Consider the following 13,698-nt stretch of genomic DNA (forward strand, 5'->3'; position numbering starts at 1 on the left):
GAGGGTGCGTCGCCGCTGGGGGAAAAGTGCCGTAATGACGTGGCTTCCGATGCTCACAGGCGCCTTCCTGGTGCTGTTCATCCTCCGGGACCTCTTCCACACCCTCTGGCACCCGACCCGCCACGGCGGGCTGAGCAGGCTGGTCATGAGGTCCACGTGGTGGCTGTCGGCGCATCTCGGCGCGCGGTGGCGGTCGGCCGGTCTCGCCGGCCCGATGGGCATGGTGACGGTCCTCGCCGTCTGGGCGCTCATGGTGGCCGTAGGTTGGGGGCTCGTCTACTGGCCCCACATGCCCGAGGACTTCTCGTACGCCACGGGGCTCGCGCCCGCCCGGCACGCGGGTCCGATCGACGCCCTCTACGTCTCCTTGGTCACCCTGGCCACGCTCGGTCTGGGGGACATCGCGCCGGCCTCGGGCTGGCTGCGTGTGCTCGCCCCCATGGAGGCCCTGGTGGGCTTCGTCCTGCTGTCGGCGACCGTGGCCTGGATTCTCGGCATCTACCCGGCACTGGCCCGCCGCAGGGCGCTCGCCCTGCGGCTGTCCCACGTGCGGCGCAGCCGGGTCACCGCCGAGGCGCTGGACTCCGACGGGGGCGCCGCGCTCCTGGACGATCTCGCCTCGGCCCTCTCCACCATCACCGTCGACTTCCTGCAGTACGCCGAGTCGTACTACTTCTACGACGGGGACGAGAACACCTCCCTGGCCGGGCAGCTCGGCCACGCCGTCGGTCTGGCCGACCACGCGGCGGAGGCGCGCCATCCGGACGTCCGGCTCTCCGCATCGGTGCTCCGCACGGCACTGGAGGACCTGGCCACCGTGCTCGACGAGCGATTTCTGCGCACGGGAGAGACCCCTGAGGACGTCTTCAGGGCCTACGCCCACGACCATGGACGTTCCCCGGGGCCGGCCCGACCTGCGCCGGGCAACTGAAGCGGGAGGCGAGCAGCCACCAGTTGACGAGGACCAAGGAGCGGGAGAGCCGCTCATCCCGCACTACCCGGTGATCGCCTTCTTCACCGGCGGTATGCGGGTGCATGGGTGGAGCGGCGGTCTGATCACCCTGCCGACCGTCATCGCGGGCTTCGCCCTGGCCTTCACCGACCGGTATCCGCGTGACCTGTTCGCCCTGGTCGTCGGATTGAACCGCTGGGTCCTGCGCGTCGCCGCCTACGCAACCTCATGACCGACGCCTACCCACCCTTCCGCCTCGACCAGGGCGGGACCGAGACAGCCGAGCGCGCCGCGAATGCCGGCTGACGGCGCCGCTTGGCACGCCGCAGCTCGTCCGTGCCCCACACCAGGACCGGGAAGGTCGCGATGAGCAGGACGACGTCCAGGGGAAGGGCGGCCGTGCCGAAGAGGTGCTGGAGCGGGGGCGCGTAGACGAGGGCGGCTGTGAAGGCGAGCTCGAAGGCGATACCGGCGAGCAGCAGCGGATTCGAGAAGACCCCGATGTCGCGCAGCGCGGCGTGATCGGTGCGGGCCGCGAGGGCCGTCCCGACCTGGCAGGTGACGATGCCTGCGAAGGTGGCCGTGGTGGCCGTCACGTAGGCGTGGTGCAAGGGGCTGCCCGTGCCCGTGGGATCGCCCGGCTGCCAGCCCGCGCGCCACAGCACGTAGAAGTAGCCCGCCATGACCAGGGCCGCCGACACCAGGCCCAGGTACCCCCAGCTCCTGACCAGCATGTCGCGGGAGATCACGCCCTGGCGCCGTGGCCGGGGCGGTCGCTGCATGATGCCTGGTTCGGAGCGTTCCCTGCCCAGGGCGAGAGCGGGCAGGGTCTCGGTGCCGAGGTCGATGGCGAGGATCTGGAGCACGGTGAGGGGCAGCGGTACCGCGCCGGCGGAGAGCGCGAAGACGAGGAAGGGCACGATCTCCGGGGTCGCGTGGGCGAAGATGTAGACGATGAACTTGCGGACGTTGTCGTAGACGCGTCGGCCGGATTCGACCGCGGTCACGATGGTGGCGAAGTCGTCGTCGGTGAGCACCATGGTGGCGGCCTCGCGGGCCACGTCCGTGCCCGAGCGGCCCATCGCCACCCCGATGTGCGCGCGGTGCAGCGCGGGGGCGTCGTTGACCCCGTCGCCGGTCATGGCCACGATCCGACCGTGGGCGCGCAAAGTGTCGGCCACCTTGAGCTTCGTCTCGGGCGAGGAACGGGCGAAGACGATCTCGGCGTCGCCGTGCACGAGGAGCCGGTCGAGCTCGTCGTCGCCCAGCGACTCGGAGGCCGCGACCACGTGCAGACGGGGCGCCCCGATGCCCACGTCCCGGGCGACCGCCGCAGCGGTGGCTCCGCTGTCCCCGGTGACGACGTGCACGCGTACCCCGGCCTCGTGGCAGCGGCGTACGGCCTCCGCCACCTCAGGTCGCGGCGGGTCGTACAGGCCGACGAGGCCCAGCAGCGTCAGTTCCGACTCGGCGTCCTCACGGCGCGACGGCGGCTCCGAGCCCGGCGGCAGATCGCGTACGGCGACGGCCAGGACCCGCATGCCGCTCTGGGCCAGTTCGTCGGCTGCCGAGCGGGCGGCGTCCGTGGCGGAGCCGGGACGGACACGATCCAGGACCGCCTCGGGCGCTCCCTTGGCGACGATCCGCAGACGAGCCGTCGCCTCGTCGTCCTGCACGACGGACATCAGCCGCAGCCGCGGATCGAAGCGGAACAGTCTGCGCCGCCCCGCGTCGCGCCGGGCAAGCTCCACCGGAGCCCCGTGGTCCGCGGCGCCGGTGACGAGAGCGGCCTCGGTCGGATCCCCGTGCAGCTCACCCTCCTCCTCCCGGGTGACGGTGGTGCAGAGGGCGCTCGCACGCACCAACTCCTGGGCCCAGGGTCCGGGTTCTGCTCCGTGACGCGCGGTCCAGAGGGCTCGCAGGCGCATGCGGTTGCGGGTCAACGTGCCGGTCTTGTCGGTGCAGATGACACTCGTCGAACCGAGCGTCTCCACGGCGCTGAGCCGCTTCACCAATGCACCCTCGCGCGCCAGCGCGCGGACGCCGACGGCGAGGGCCAGCGTGATGGTCGGAAGCAGTCCCTCCGGGACGTTGGCGACGAGGAGCCCGATGGCGAACAAGAGGGAGTCGGTCACCGGCAGGCCGACGGCCACCCCGACCACCAGGAACAGGGCCCCCATGCCGGTCGCGACCCCGGCGATGAGCCAGGCGACCTTCCTGACCTGTCGTTCCAACGGGCTCGCCTCGCGCCGGGTCCGCTGGCTGAGGGCGGCGATCCGGCCGAGTTCGGTGTGGTTTCCGGTGGCGAACACGAGGGCACGGGCCTGTCCCTCCACACAGGTGGTTCCGCTGAAGACGAGGTTCGGCTCCTCCAGCAGCGGGGCGCCGAGGAGACCGGCGGCAGCCGTGCGCTCGGCGGGGACGGACTCCCCGGTGAGCATCGACAGATCGACCTCCACTCCCCCGTCGGTGAGGCGTGCGTCGGCCGGCACCTTGTCGCCCTCCTCCAGGAGGATCACGTCGCCCGGCACCAGGTCGCGGGCTTCCACCGTGAGGGGCCTGCCGTCGCGTACGGCCAGGGCGTGCGCGGGCAGATAGCGCGCGAGGGTCTCCACCGCCCGCTCGGCCTGGCGTTCCTGTAGCAGCGCGAAGGCAGCGTTGACGGCGACGACCGCCAGGATCGCCCAGCCGAGCACTCCGAGACCGGCGACGAAGGCCAGCGCGGCTGCTGCCCAGAGCAGGAGGGCCAGGGGGTGGATCAGCTGCCCCACCAGTTCCCGTGCGAAGGAGGAGCGGGCCTTCCGTCGAACCTCGTTGGGCCCGTGCACGGCGAGCCGGCGGGCGGCCTCCCGAGCGGACAGCCCATCGGGCCCGGTGGCGAGTTCGTTGCGCAGCCTGGGCAGGGGTTCGCTGGGGTCGAAGGGAAATCGCCCGTCGGAAGTGGCGGACCGCCCCGTGGTTACGGGGTCAGTCATCGTCGGTCCCCGGAGCGCTGCCGCGGCGGAGCCGTCCGGACCACACGGGTTCGACCTGCTCCCACTCCTGCTCCCAGGCCACCATCCGGCGGGCTTCGGTCCGCCGTCGTACGAGGCCGAGACTCCCCGCCCCGATCGCGCCGACGGCGGCCGCGGCGAGGGTTCCGCCGGCGAGAGCGGTCAGCGCGCGGTCGGCGGCGCTGACCGGTGGGCGGGCGGGGGCTCCTGTGTCGCCCACCCAGATCGTCACGGTGCGGCCCTCCGGCGTCCGGGCAGGGACCTGGATCGTGCCGGTCCGGCGCACGTCGTCGGGGTGTTCCCAGACCGCCGGTGCGACGGCCTCGGGCGTCGCACCGCTGCGGGTGATCCTCGGCGGGTCCTTGGCCGGCCCGGTGGTCATCGCCTGCACCTGGTGGCGGTGCGCTGCGCGTTCACGATCTGCCTGCACTCCGGCGCTCCAGAGCACTCCGGCGGCGACCGCGCCGCAGATCAGCGACGTCAGCAGGACGAAGATCAAGGCAGCGCGCACTGCGGAGTTCCCGGGCGGGATGGTCCCGTCTTCCAGCGGATCGCGGTGAAGCATGCCGCATCTCCCTCAGGACGTGGACCTCGGACCGGACGCGCGCGTTTCGGCCGGGGTGCCGAGTTCCGTTCGTCAGTGGTGGGGGCCCTTGCCCGGGCCCGTTCCGCTCGGGCCGCGCCGACGCAGGCGACCAGGGACCGGCTCGGCGTTCACGGCTCCCCGTCCTCGGCAGTCCTGCCGACCCGCTTCACGGGAATCCTCCGTGCGCTCTTCCCCTCCTTGTCGTCGGGCATGGGCACACGGATGGTGAGGATGCCGTCCGCGTACGACGCCTCGACCTCGTCGACCGGGATCGCGGCCGGCAGACGCACCGTCCTGCGGAACGAGCCGTAGCGGAACTCCGAGTGCTCCTTGTCCTGCTTGCTCTCCTGGTGTTCCGCACCCACCGTGACCAGGTTGTCGTCGACGGTGATCGTGATGTCGTCGGGGTCCATCCCTGGCAGCTCGGCGCGCAGCACGTAATCGCCGTCACTGCTCGACACCTCCACCGGGATGGAGTGTGCGGCGGTGGCGGGGCGCCATCCGGGCAGCCCGGGGAACTCCTGGCCGAACCAGGTGTCGAAGTCGGGGAAGAGGTCGTGCCTGCGTTCCACGTGGCGTCCGGTCATCGTTCTGCTCCTCGTGTACGGGGTCCAGCGAGGCACGTGGACCCGAGTCGGTCCGTGCGGGCGGCGGATCAGGTCGAGGGGACCGATCCGGCTCCGCACACTCATCGTCCGCCCACGGGGACAGGTGGCGCAGCGTCCAAGGGGCGTCCGTCGGGGGCCGAACGGGCCCCACCGGGAAGGACCGACCGGCCCAGGGCGCGCTCCCTCACCCGGGCGGTCAGGGGCTCAGAGGAAGAGCGTCGACACCTTGACGGTGGGTGCCGGGCGCGTGGGACGCCCGTGCACCACCTCCGCGGGCCGGCGTCGGTCGCCGGGGCGACCGCGCCGGGTGTCCTGGGCCGCCGCCTGTCGACGGGCCGGGACCGACGACTCGGTGTCCCGGGTGACTGTGTGCCGTGCCCTCCTCGGCAGGAACGTCTCTGCGGGTCAGCTCCCCCAGCGAGGCGTTCTACCTCCCCGGTGCCGAGCGGGATCTCGTGCACGTCTTCTCGAACCGGCACGTCTTCTCGAACCGGCACGTCTTCTCGAACCGGCACGTCTTCTCGAACCGGCTGGCGAAGGCGGGTGGGACGCTCATCACGGGGCAGTGCGCACGGTGGAGCAGGACGTGGGGCGACTCGCCCCAGGGAGGGGCCTGCGCCGAGAGCGCGGTGTTCCCGGCCCATCACGAGCAGATCACCTACCGGACGGCGCCCGGTCAGCGGGTCCGGACGGTGCGCCGGGGGCACCCGGCACCTGGATGCGCCGTCCGGTCACCCGCCGCGGTGCGAGCAGGACCACGGTGTCCCTTCCGCCCTCCGCCCATGGCGCCGAGCGGACGGCGTCCTTGATTCTGCGTGCCTCCGTCTCCTCCGACACGGTCCGCACCGGCCCCACGAGGAGCACGCTCCAGCCCTGGCTGAAGGCTTCATCCATGCGGTCCTGCTCGAAGGCGACATCGACGCCGGACGCCGACGCGCGCGCGAGGGACGAGTCCGGAGCCGTCATGAAGGCGATGCTCCCGTCGACGACCTGGTAGTTCACGGGAAACACCATGATCCCGTCCCGCCCTTCGACGGCGATCCGTCCGACGCCGTGGCCATCGAGGAGCTCCCAGCATTCGGTCTCGCCGATCTCCTCCATGCGCGCCCGGTAACCGGCACGAGCTCCGCCCGGGGCTGCGTCGGCCGCATACCCGGTCAGATCCTGCACGGTGGTCTCCAGGGCGTTCGCGAGCCGGACCAGGAACTCGACCCCCGGGGCGGGCACCTGCTGCTCCACGTAGGCGATGTACCCGGGCGTGGAGCCTGCCCGTTCGGCCACGTCATCGCGGGACAGGCCGAGGCGGGCGCGTCTGGCCGCGACGCGGCGGCCGAGGTCACTCATGGCGTGCGGGGCACGCGGGTCACCAGCCGTGTTCATCACCGGTCTCCTTCTGTGGTCTCCGGACCCCGCTGAGGAACGACGGCGACCGGACAAGCGGCGTGATGCAGGGCGCGGTGGGCGATCCTGCCGAGCTCCAGGCCGACGAGCCCGTCGCGACGGCGGGCCCCGACGACCAGCAGGTCGGCGGCGGCTGACCGCTCGGTCAGCGCCTTGTGGGCCGGTCCTTCGATCGTGGTCCTGCGCAGGCGGATCCGGGGGTACTCGGAGGCGGCAGCCGCGAGAACCTTGTCGAGGAGTCCGGCTGACCGTTCCGCGAAGTGTGCTTCCGCATCGCCGGTCAGCAGCGGGTGGTCGGCCGGTTCGCGGGCCGGCCGTCGCCAGGCGTGGACGGCGTCCAGTTCCGCGTCCCGTACCGCCGCCTCGCGGAGGGCGAACCGGACGGCCGGCGAGTCCACGTCCTGGTCCCCTACGCCCAGAAGTACACGCCCATGGCGTGCTTCCAGGGCCTGGCGGTCCCCACGGACGACGACGACCGGGCCATGGGCCCTGGCGGCCACGATCAGGCCGACGGACCCGAGCAGAAGGTCGGCGAACTCGCCCCGCCCGCGGGATCCGACGGCGAGCAGCGTGCTTCTCCGGCCCTCCCTGAGCAGCGCAGTGGACGCGTCCTCGGCCAGGACGTCCGTGGTGAGGTGGAGGCCGGGAGCGCGGAGCCGGGCACGTTCGGCGGCCACGCCCACGATGTTCTCGGCGAGGACCTGACCCGAGGGGCGGTCCGTGGTCCAGGCCGGCACGACGCCTTCGTACCGCTCCCACATCGATGCATGGACGATCCTCAGCGGAAGCTCGTGCCGTACCGCTTCGTCGACCGCCCAGTCCACGGCGGTGAGACTGGCGTCGGACCCGTCGACTCCTACCACCAGGGACGGTTCCATGGTGCCCACCGCCTTCCGGGAGATGTGGTGGCCTGCTGCCACGCTCGCACCGCGCCCATGCGACGGGTAGGGCCGGTCGGGCCCGGGCCCGGCCCGCCCGGACCACGAGTGCATGCGGTGGTTTCGGCCAGATCCGTCATGGTGTGGTGGACGCGGCGGCTGCGTTCACGGCCTCCCAGCGAGATCAGGGCGGCGTCACGTCCATCGTGTCGTGCGGCGGAAGGTGCTGGACCCGCGCGTCCGGGCCGGGAAGCACCAGAGTGACACGGCCCGTGTCCGACCATCGGACGTCGAAGGGCGGAGTGCCGTCCTCGTGGTGCACCCGACGCTCACCGTCACGCCCCTCGTCCCCGACCGTGGAACCGCCCACGACGACCCGGTCGCCGAGGCGAGCCCACAATCCGGCGCGGGGCCTCCCCTGTTCCTGTCGTGCTCCGGTCACGGTCATGGTTCTCGCCTCCCGGCCCGAGCGCCCGACCGCGACACTCCCGCCATCAGCGCTGTCACCTCCCACCCTGAGTCCCGGTACGGACGGCTGCCATAGGGGCCAGCAGGCCTGGAAGGGGACCCCATTCGGCACTGCCCCGGCGGAGTCTCACGCAGCAGGGTGAGATCTACCGGGGCCGCCGCGCCCCGTGAAGGAGGACCGTCATGCAGCACCGCACGGTTTCCGAGGTGATGACACACGACGTGGTCACCGCCACCCCGGACACCCCGTTCAAGGAGATCGCCCGGCTCTTCGTCGAGAGCGACGTCTCGGCGGTGCCGGTCGTCGACGCCGGTCAGCGCCTGCTCGGCGTGGTCTCGGAGGCCGATCTGCTGCGCGCGACAGCCGAGCTTCCCGACCTGGAAGGCCGCTGGGCAGGCGTCCGACTGCTGTCCCAGGAACGAGGACTTCCCGATGCGGAGACGGCTGCCCAGCTGATGTCCTCGCCGGCCGTCACGGCAAAGGCGAACTGGAACATCGCCGAAACGGCTCGGACGATGCACCGAAAGAGCGTGAAACGACTGCCCGTGGTCGACGAGACCGGCCGGCTGGCCGGGATCGTCAGCCGCGGCGACCTGCTCCGCCCCTTCCTGCGCAGCGACGACGCGATCCGTGACGAGATCGAGCACGACGTCCTGTACGCCACGCTGCGCCTCGCCCCCGACACGATCCATGTGAGCGTCGACGACGGGGTCGTCACCCTGACCGGCCGGGTCGACGAGCGCGCCGACATCCCCGTGATCCTGCGGCTCTGCCGCTCGGTCGACGGAGTGGTCGCCCTGCACGCATCGGTCGAGTACGCCTACGACAACCTCGCGCTCGACACGGAACCACCGCGATGAACGCCCTGTGGGTGGAACCCGCCACGCCCGACTACGACAGCGCCCGGGCCACGTTCTCGTGGCGACGCGAACGGTCCCGGCTCGCCGAGCGGCCGGGCGGCGGCAACAACGTCTTGTCCGAGGCGGTCGACGGGCATCTGCACGAGGGCCGCGGCGAGCGGGAGGCGCTGCGCCTGGGAACGTCGCCGCCTGCGAGAACCGGAGTGACGGTGAAGCGCGACCAGGCAACGGCGTTGGTCCGTCAAGCGGTGGAACGTGTCGTCCCCGGCGCCGACCTCACCGGACCCGATCCCGGTGTGTCCCTGCGGGACACGGTCGAGAAGGAGATCGCCCGCACCCTCTCACAGCATCAGGTGACCGCTGTTCCCGTGGTGGACAGAGGCGGCCGGGCCCTCGGGGTGGTGTCGGAGGGGTGGACCTCAGCGGCAGACTGCCCTTCCGGGGCGTGATCCCGGCGGTCGAGCGTCTGTGCGCGACGACCGACGGCTTCATCTCCGTCTCCGGCACCCGTCTCACGTACGACATCGACGACACCGAACGAGGAGGTGAACGATCATGACGCGGAGCATCGTGGTCGGCCTGGACGGTACGGAACAGGCGGACGCCGCCGCGGAGTGGGCGGCGGAGGAGGCACTGCTGCGCGGCGCGCGTGTGGAGCTGGTGCACGCCAAGACGCCTGTGCCGGAAGTCGTGCTGCCGTTCGCGGCGGGGGACGACGAAGAGGCGTGGGCCGGGGAGATGGTGACACGCACCGCCACCGAGCTGGGAAAGCGCCATCCCGGCCTCACGGTGACCACCCGTCTGCTGGCCGACGAGCCCGTTCCCGGTCTTGTCACGGCGGCCCGGGAAGGCGATCTCCTCGTTCTCGGCTCGCGAGCGCTGGGCAGCGTGGCCGGCTATCTACTCGGTTCGGTCGGTCTGACGGTCGCCGGAATCGTCGAGCAACCGGTCGTCCTCGTCAGGGCCGTGGACCCCGCACGGACGCCGCAAGGCCCGGTCCTCGTAGGAGCCGACGCGCGCCAGCCGATGGACGCGGTGCTGGGCTTCGCCTTCGAGGAGGCCGCGCGCAGGCACAGCCAGGTACTCGTCGTCTACGTGCAGGAACTTCCGCTGCACGCCGGGATGGGACCTGCCATGGTCCCGGACTTCCGCCTCTCCGTGGTTCCGGAGATCAGAGGTTCGCTGGACGGCCTGCTGGACCCCTGGCGGGCGAAGCACCCCGACGTCGACGCGACGGCCCGCGTCGCGGTGGGATCGGCCGGGTCCGAACTGGTGACGGCCGCCCGCGAGGCGTCGCTGGTGGTGGTGGGTCGGCGCAAGCGGCATTCGGCGCTGGGCGCGCACATCGGCAGCGTGGCCCATGCGGTGCTGCACCACAGCCCGGCACCCGTGGTCCTCGTGCCGCACTCCTGACCTCGGGGCCGATCAGCCCTCGGGCGCGCCCCGCCTCAGCCGCCCCGACCGTGGAGTCTCGACATCCGCCGTGGTATCGCGCGCCCGGTGCTCTCGCCACCGGTCCATGATCCCGGTCATCTCTCCGTGGAGGAAGGCGAAGAACTCCGCGGTCTCGGCCGTGCGACGGCCGGCGGCGGTTTCGGGGCCGAGGGTTTCGGCGCCTTCGTGGAGGCCCCCCAGCGGACCAGCACCTGGTCGCGGCGGGTGAAGGTCTCGTACCAGAGTTCGTTGTGGAGGACGTAGCGGTCGCGGCGGGTGCCCGGGTCGCGTTCGCGGCTGACCATGTCGACCCGGGTGAGGTATCCGATCGCGCCTGAGACGGCGGCCGGACTGATCCGGAGCTGTCGGGCGAGTTCGGCGGAGGTCAGGGAGGCGGTCTCGGAGGCGAGGAGGGCCGCGAAGACGCTCCCGAGTGCTCGGCCGCGACCCGTGGCACGACGCCGTCGACGTGTTCCGCCGGATCGCCTACGTCCCCGGCGACGTGACCCTGTGGCGCAACCTCACCGGCGGCGACGTCATCGACCTCTACGGCCGGCTTCGGGGCGCGCCCCTCGACAGGGCCCGTCGCGCGCAGCTGATCGAGCGCTTCGAGCTCGATCCCGCCAAGAAGGGCCGCACCTGCTCCAAGGGCAACCGGCAGAAGGTCGCCCTCGTGGCAGCCTTCGCCGCCGACGTCGACCTGCTCGTCCTCGATGAGCCGACCAGCGGTCTCGACCCGCTCATGGAGGAGGTCTTCCGGAGCTGCGTCGAGGAGGCCCGGGAACGGGGCCGGACGGTCCTGCTATCGAGCCACATACTCAGCGAGGTCGAGGCGCTCTGCGACCGAGTCAGCATCGTCCGCAGAGGCAGGACCGTCGAGTCGGGTTCGCTGGCGGAGCTGCGGCACCTGACCCGTACCAGCGTCACCGCCGAACTCGCCGGACCGCCGAACAGTCTCGCCTGCCTGCCCGGGGTCCACGGCCCCCTCCGGGAGGCCGAAGGGGGCCGTGGCTGCCGTGTGTGGTTACAGGTCGACACCGAGGGGCTCGGCGCCGTCCTCCGCTCCCTGACCGAGTCGGGCGTACGGAGCCTGACCTCGACGCCGCCGCCCCTGGAAGAGCTGTTCCTTCGCCACTACACGGACGAGGCGGCGTCATGAGCCTCGCCGGCACCTGGGCCCTCACCCGGCTCGCCCTGCGCCGCGACCGCCTGGTGATCCTGATCTGGGCGGTCGCCGTCGGCGGGCTGGTCGCGAGCGGCGCGGGATCCCTGGGAGGGCTGTACGCCACGACCGCCGAGCGGGCCGAGCTCGCGGCCTCCATGTCCGCCAACAGCTCGATGCGCGCGCTGTACGGACCGGTCTTCGGCGACTCTCTCGGCGGGCTCGTCGCCTGGCGCTTCGGTACCTTCGCGGTCGGCGCCTCGGCCCCCGGCGACCGCGTACGGTCCGATCTCTTCACGACAGAAGGGTTTGAAGACGACCTGCGTGCGTATACGACGCATTGACGCAGACTTTATACCAGCAGCTAGGAGACGTTCATGGGCATCATCGCGTGGATTCTGATCGGCCTCATCGCCGGTTTCATCGCCAAGGCAATCATGCCGGGCAAGGACCCCGGTGGTGTCATCATCACGATCCTGATCGGCATCGCAGGCGGCCTGCTGGGCGGCTTCCTCGGCAAGGTCATCTTCGGCGTCGACTCCATCGACGGTTTCTTCGAGATCTCCACCTGGGTCGCGGCCATCATCGGCTCCGTCATCCTCCTCGCGATCTACCGCGTCGTCACCGGCAACCGACGACACGCCTGAGTGCCACTTCGCGGGACGCGACCCGCGCCTGAACGGCCCCGCCCCTTCGAAAAGGGGCGGGGCCGTTCGACATGTGAGGGTTAGCCCCGCAGTTCCGTCGTCGCTTTTCAGGAAGCCCGGTGCGCCACCCCACACACCCGACAGCACGCGGCGTCGTACGCGACATCACCGCCGTGGACACCGCGGGAACGTTCGTCGCCCTCAGCTTCTCGCGCATCGCCGCTTCACCGAGGTGCTCGTGGCCCGCACTTCATGGACGGGGTGGAGCGCATCGAGCAGCACACCGACACCATGACGCGCTGGTTCGCCAAGATCGGCGGAGTGACCAAGGAGTTCGAGGTCGAGATCACTGAACAGATCCCCGGCGAGCGGGGCGCCTGGACGACGCTGAGCGGCGAGGTCAAGCAGGCCGGCGTGGTCGCCTTCCACCGCCTCGACGAGAACAGGACGAAGGTGATGCTGCAGCTCGACTACGACCCGGACGGCTTCGCGGAGAACGTCGGCGACAAGCTCGGCTTCGTGAAGCGCCAGATCACCGGCGACCTGAAGCGGTTCAAGGAGTACATCGAGAATCGCGGTCGAGAGAGCGGGTCCTGGCGGGGCGGGTCTGAATTCGAGCCTTGCCGTGTCCACGCTCGCCGATCCGGTTCGATGTGGGCCTCATCGGCGAGGCTCCCCAAGTCACGCCGGAAGACGTGAGGGACAACGAACCCGGCGTCGGGCACGGTGACACTCCACCCGCCACTCTGAGCCCCGGACCGCACTCGCGAGGTCGGCCCAGTGTGCGGCAACCCGGTCCGTGCCGGTAAGGAACGCGGTCAGCGTAGGGAAAGAGGCCTTGCCCACGGACATGCCGGGACGCTGCCGACCGCGGCGAAGTACTCGCGTTCAGTCAGCTCCCAGAGCGGCTTCATACAACCGAGTCCCTACGACCACCAACTGTCAGCGCCTGAGCCGAAACGAAACCCGAACCGGACTGCATCAGGACAGGCAAGCCCCTGCGCGCGACAGAGCGCGCGCAGGAACTCGGGCCGTTGGCGGCTGCCGAGAAGATGCCGACCGCTACCCCAGAGCCGTTCTGGCGCCCCTCCAGAGCGGCCGTCCGTCGGTACGGCTCACGGAGCAGCCCGGCAGGAACGAAGATGCACCTTCCCACCGTACCGACGTCGTCCGGCTTCTTCATGAGAACGGACAGCACTTTGCGGTCATGCGTCGCCGGACGATGCGCGGACGGCCTGGCCGGCGGCTTCGCTGAGCGTGCGCGCGCCGGAGGTGCTGAGGCGGCCGCTGCCGCTCTCCAGGTGGGCGCGGACGAACCACTGGAACTGCTCCAGCTTCGCCAGCTGCCCGATCAGCATGTCCTCCGTCACCGGGTCGATGTCGCCGGCCGTCTTCATGGCGGCCCGATGGTCCTCGATGACGCCGGTATAGACCAGGTCCAGCGCGCCGAGGTGTGCGACGGCGTCGGCGCGCCCCACTTCGTAGTCGTCCCAGGTGCGCCCCGCGACGAGGGCGCCCGGCGTGCCGATCGGGACCCCGCCGAGGGCGGCCATCCGCTCCGCCATGGTGTCAGCCATCTCCCGGACGGCATCCACCTGCGGGTCGATCATCTCGTGCACGGCGATGAAGTGCGGGCCGACGACGTTCCAGTGGACGTGCTTCAGAGTGAGGGCCAGATCGTTGAGAGCGTGCAACCGCCCCTGCAGAG

13 protein-coding genes and 4 pseudogenes are annotated in these 13,698 nt (G+C 71.1%); 9 read left to right on the plus strand and 8 right to left on the minus strand.

Features of this window, described 5'->3' with window-relative positions; genetic code table 11:
* Positions 1–34 precede the first annotated feature (34 nt).
* On the plus strand, positions 35–931 hold the full coding sequence (locus tag EAO70_RS16585) for a potassium channel family protein (RefSeq protein ID WP_148003751.1): 897 nt from the start codon (positions 35–37) through the stop codon (positions 929–931).
* Between the two features lie 55 nt (positions 932–986).
* A pseudogene (locus tag EAO70_RS16590) lies at positions 987–1,258 on the plus strand (DUF4389 domain-containing protein); the annotation flags it as partial.
* On the opposite strand, the gene EAO70_RS16595 reads toward EAO70_RS16590, so the two are convergent.
* The 6 genes from EAO70_RS16595 to EAO70_RS16620 all read right to left on the minus strand — a co-directional run bounded on the left by EAO70_RS16595 (position 1,192) and on the right by EAO70_RS16620 (position 7,866).
* Positions 1,192–3,927 carry a cation-translocating P-type ATPase gene (locus EAO70_RS16595; RefSeq protein ID WP_148003752.1) on the minus strand — a complete coding sequence of 912 codons (2,736 nt, stop codon included), beginning with the start codon at positions 3,925–3,927 and terminating at the stop codon, positions 1,192–1,194. The pseudogene EAO70_RS16590 and the gene EAO70_RS16595 sit on opposite strands and share 67 nt — an antisense overlap.
* Positions 3,920–4,456: a hypothetical protein gene (locus tag EAO70_RS16600; protein WP_148003753.1), complete on the minus strand. Its 537-nt coding sequence runs from the start codon at positions 4,454–4,456 to the stop codon at positions 3,920–3,922. Before EAO70_RS16600 ends, EAO70_RS16595 begins: the two co-directional genes overlap by 8 nt.
* A 203-nt stretch (positions 4,457–4,659) precedes the next feature.
* Positions 4,660–5,118 (minus strand): Hsp20/alpha crystallin family protein, encoded by a 459-nt coding sequence (locus EAO70_RS16605; protein WP_148003754.1) that lies wholly within the window; start codon positions 5,116–5,118, stop codon positions 4,660–4,662.
* A gap of 675 nt (positions 5,119–5,793) precedes the next feature.
* Positions 5,794–6,519: a helix-turn-helix domain-containing protein gene (locus tag EAO70_RS16610; protein WP_187283920.1), complete on the minus strand. Its 726-nt coding sequence runs from the start codon at positions 6,517–6,519 to the stop codon at positions 5,794–5,796.
* On the minus strand, positions 6,519–7,418 hold the full coding sequence (locus EAO70_RS16615) for a universal stress protein (RefSeq protein WP_148003764.1): 900 nt from the start codon (positions 7,416–7,418) through the stop codon (positions 6,519–6,521). The genes EAO70_RS16610 and EAO70_RS16615 overlap by 1 nt, the downstream gene beginning before the upstream one ends.
* A 184-nt stretch (positions 7,419–7,602) precedes the next feature.
* A complete protein-coding gene (locus tag EAO70_RS16620) occupies positions 7,603–7,866 on the minus strand; it encodes a DUF1918 domain-containing protein (RefSeq protein WP_410091286.1) in 264 nt (87 codons plus the stop codon).
* Between the two features lie 203 nt (positions 7,867–8,069).
* On the opposite strand from EAO70_RS16620, the gene EAO70_RS16625 reads away from it, so the two are divergent.
* The 3 genes from EAO70_RS16625 (at position 8,070) to EAO70_RS16640 (ending at position 10,160) form a co-directional block, all read left to right on the plus strand.
* A complete protein-coding gene (locus EAO70_RS16625; protein ID WP_148003755.1) occupies positions 8,070–8,747 on the plus strand; it encodes a CBS domain-containing protein in 678 nt (225 codons plus the stop codon).
* Entirely contained in the window at positions 8,744–9,196 is a 453-nt protein-coding gene (locus EAO70_RS37980) for a hypothetical protein (RefSeq protein ID WP_187283922.1), read from the plus strand. Before EAO70_RS16625 ends, EAO70_RS37980 begins: the two co-directional genes overlap by 4 nt.
* A gap of 106 nt (positions 9,197–9,302) precedes the next feature.
* A complete protein-coding gene (locus EAO70_RS16640) occupies positions 9,303–10,160 on the plus strand; it encodes a universal stress protein (protein ID WP_148003756.1) in 858 nt (285 codons plus the stop codon).
* A 12-nt stretch (positions 10,161–10,172) separates the two neighbouring features.
* On the opposite strand, the pseudogene EAO70_RS38495 reads toward EAO70_RS16640, so the two are convergent.
* Positions 10,173–10,612, minus strand: a pseudogene (locus EAO70_RS38495) (GbsR/MarR family transcriptional regulator); the annotation flags it as partial.
* On the opposite strand from EAO70_RS38495, the pseudogene EAO70_RS16650 reads away from it, so the two are divergent.
* The 4 genes and pseudogenes from EAO70_RS16650 to EAO70_RS16665 form a co-directional block, all read left to right on the plus strand.
* A pseudogene (locus EAO70_RS16650) lies at positions 10,609–11,340 on the plus strand (AAA family ATPase); the annotation flags it as partial. The pseudogenes EAO70_RS38495 and EAO70_RS16650 sit on opposite strands and share 4 nt — an antisense overlap.
* Positions 11,337–11,687 (plus strand): hypothetical protein, encoded by a 351-nt coding sequence (locus EAO70_RS16655; RefSeq protein ID WP_410091287.1) that lies wholly within the window; start codon positions 11,337–11,339, stop codon positions 11,685–11,687. The pseudogene EAO70_RS16650 and the gene EAO70_RS16655, both read left to right, overlap by 4 nt.
* Positions 11,688–11,720: 33 nt before the next feature.
* On the plus strand, positions 11,721–11,990 hold the full coding sequence (locus tag EAO70_RS16660) for a GlsB/YeaQ/YmgE family stress response membrane protein (RefSeq protein WP_148003757.1): 270 nt from the start codon (positions 11,721–11,723) through the stop codon (positions 11,988–11,990).
* A gap of 243 nt (positions 11,991–12,233) precedes the next feature.
* Positions 12,234–12,593: pseudogene (locus EAO70_RS16665) on the plus strand (SRPBCC family protein); the annotation flags it as partial.
* Between the two features lie 602 nt (positions 12,594–13,195).
* On the opposite strand, the gene EAO70_RS16670 reads toward EAO70_RS16665, so the two are convergent.
* Positions 13,196–13,698, minus strand: a 503-nt coding sequence (locus EAO70_RS16670; RefSeq protein ID WP_148003759.1) for a Dps family protein, incomplete at its 5' end; no start/stop codon positions are given.

It is taken from the genome of Streptomyces sp. adm13(2018) (assembly GCF_008042145.1).
GTDB lineage: Bacteria > Actinomycetota > Actinomycetes > Streptomycetales > Streptomycetaceae > Streptomyces.

Coding starts and splice junctions, on each gene's coding strand:
- EAO70_RS16585 (WP_148003751.1), top strand. CDS start 35: ATGACGTGGCTTCCGATGCTCACAGGCGCCTTCCTGGTGCTGTTCATC.
- EAO70_RS16595 (WP_148003752.1), bottom strand. CDS start 3,927: ATGACTGACCCCGTAACCACGGGGCGGTCCGCCACTTCCGACGGGCGA.
- EAO70_RS16605 (WP_148003754.1), bottom strand. CDS start 5,118: ATGACCGGACGCCACGTGGAACGCAGGCACGACCTCTTCCCCGACTTC.
- EAO70_RS16610 (WP_187283920.1), bottom strand. CDS start 6,519: ATGAACACGGCTGGTGACCCGCGTGCCCCGCACGCCATGAGTGACCTC.
- EAO70_RS16615 (WP_148003764.1), bottom strand. CDS start 7,418: ATGGAACCGTCCCTGGTGGTAGGAGTCGACGGGTCCGACGCCAGTCTC.
- EAO70_RS16620 (WP_410091286.1), bottom strand. CDS start 7,866: ATGACCGTGACCGGAGCACGACAGGAACAGGGGAGGCCCCGCGCCGGA.
- EAO70_RS16625 (WP_148003755.1), top strand. CDS start 8,070: ATGCAGCACCGCACGGTTTCCGAGGTGATGACACACGACGTGGTCACC.
- EAO70_RS37980 (WP_187283922.1), top strand. CDS start 8,744: ATGAACGCCCTGTGGGTGGAACCCGCCACGCCCGACTACGACAGCGCC.
- EAO70_RS16640 (WP_148003756.1), top strand. CDS start 9,303: ATGACGCGGAGCATCGTGGTCGGCCTGGACGGTACGGAACAGGCGGAC.
- EAO70_RS16655 (WP_410091287.1), top strand. CDS start 11,337: ATGAGCCTCGCCGGCACCTGGGCCCTCACCCGGCTCGCCCTGCGCCGC.
- EAO70_RS16660 (WP_148003757.1), top strand. CDS start 11,721: ATGGGCATCATCGCGTGGATTCTGATCGGCCTCATCGCCGGTTTCATC.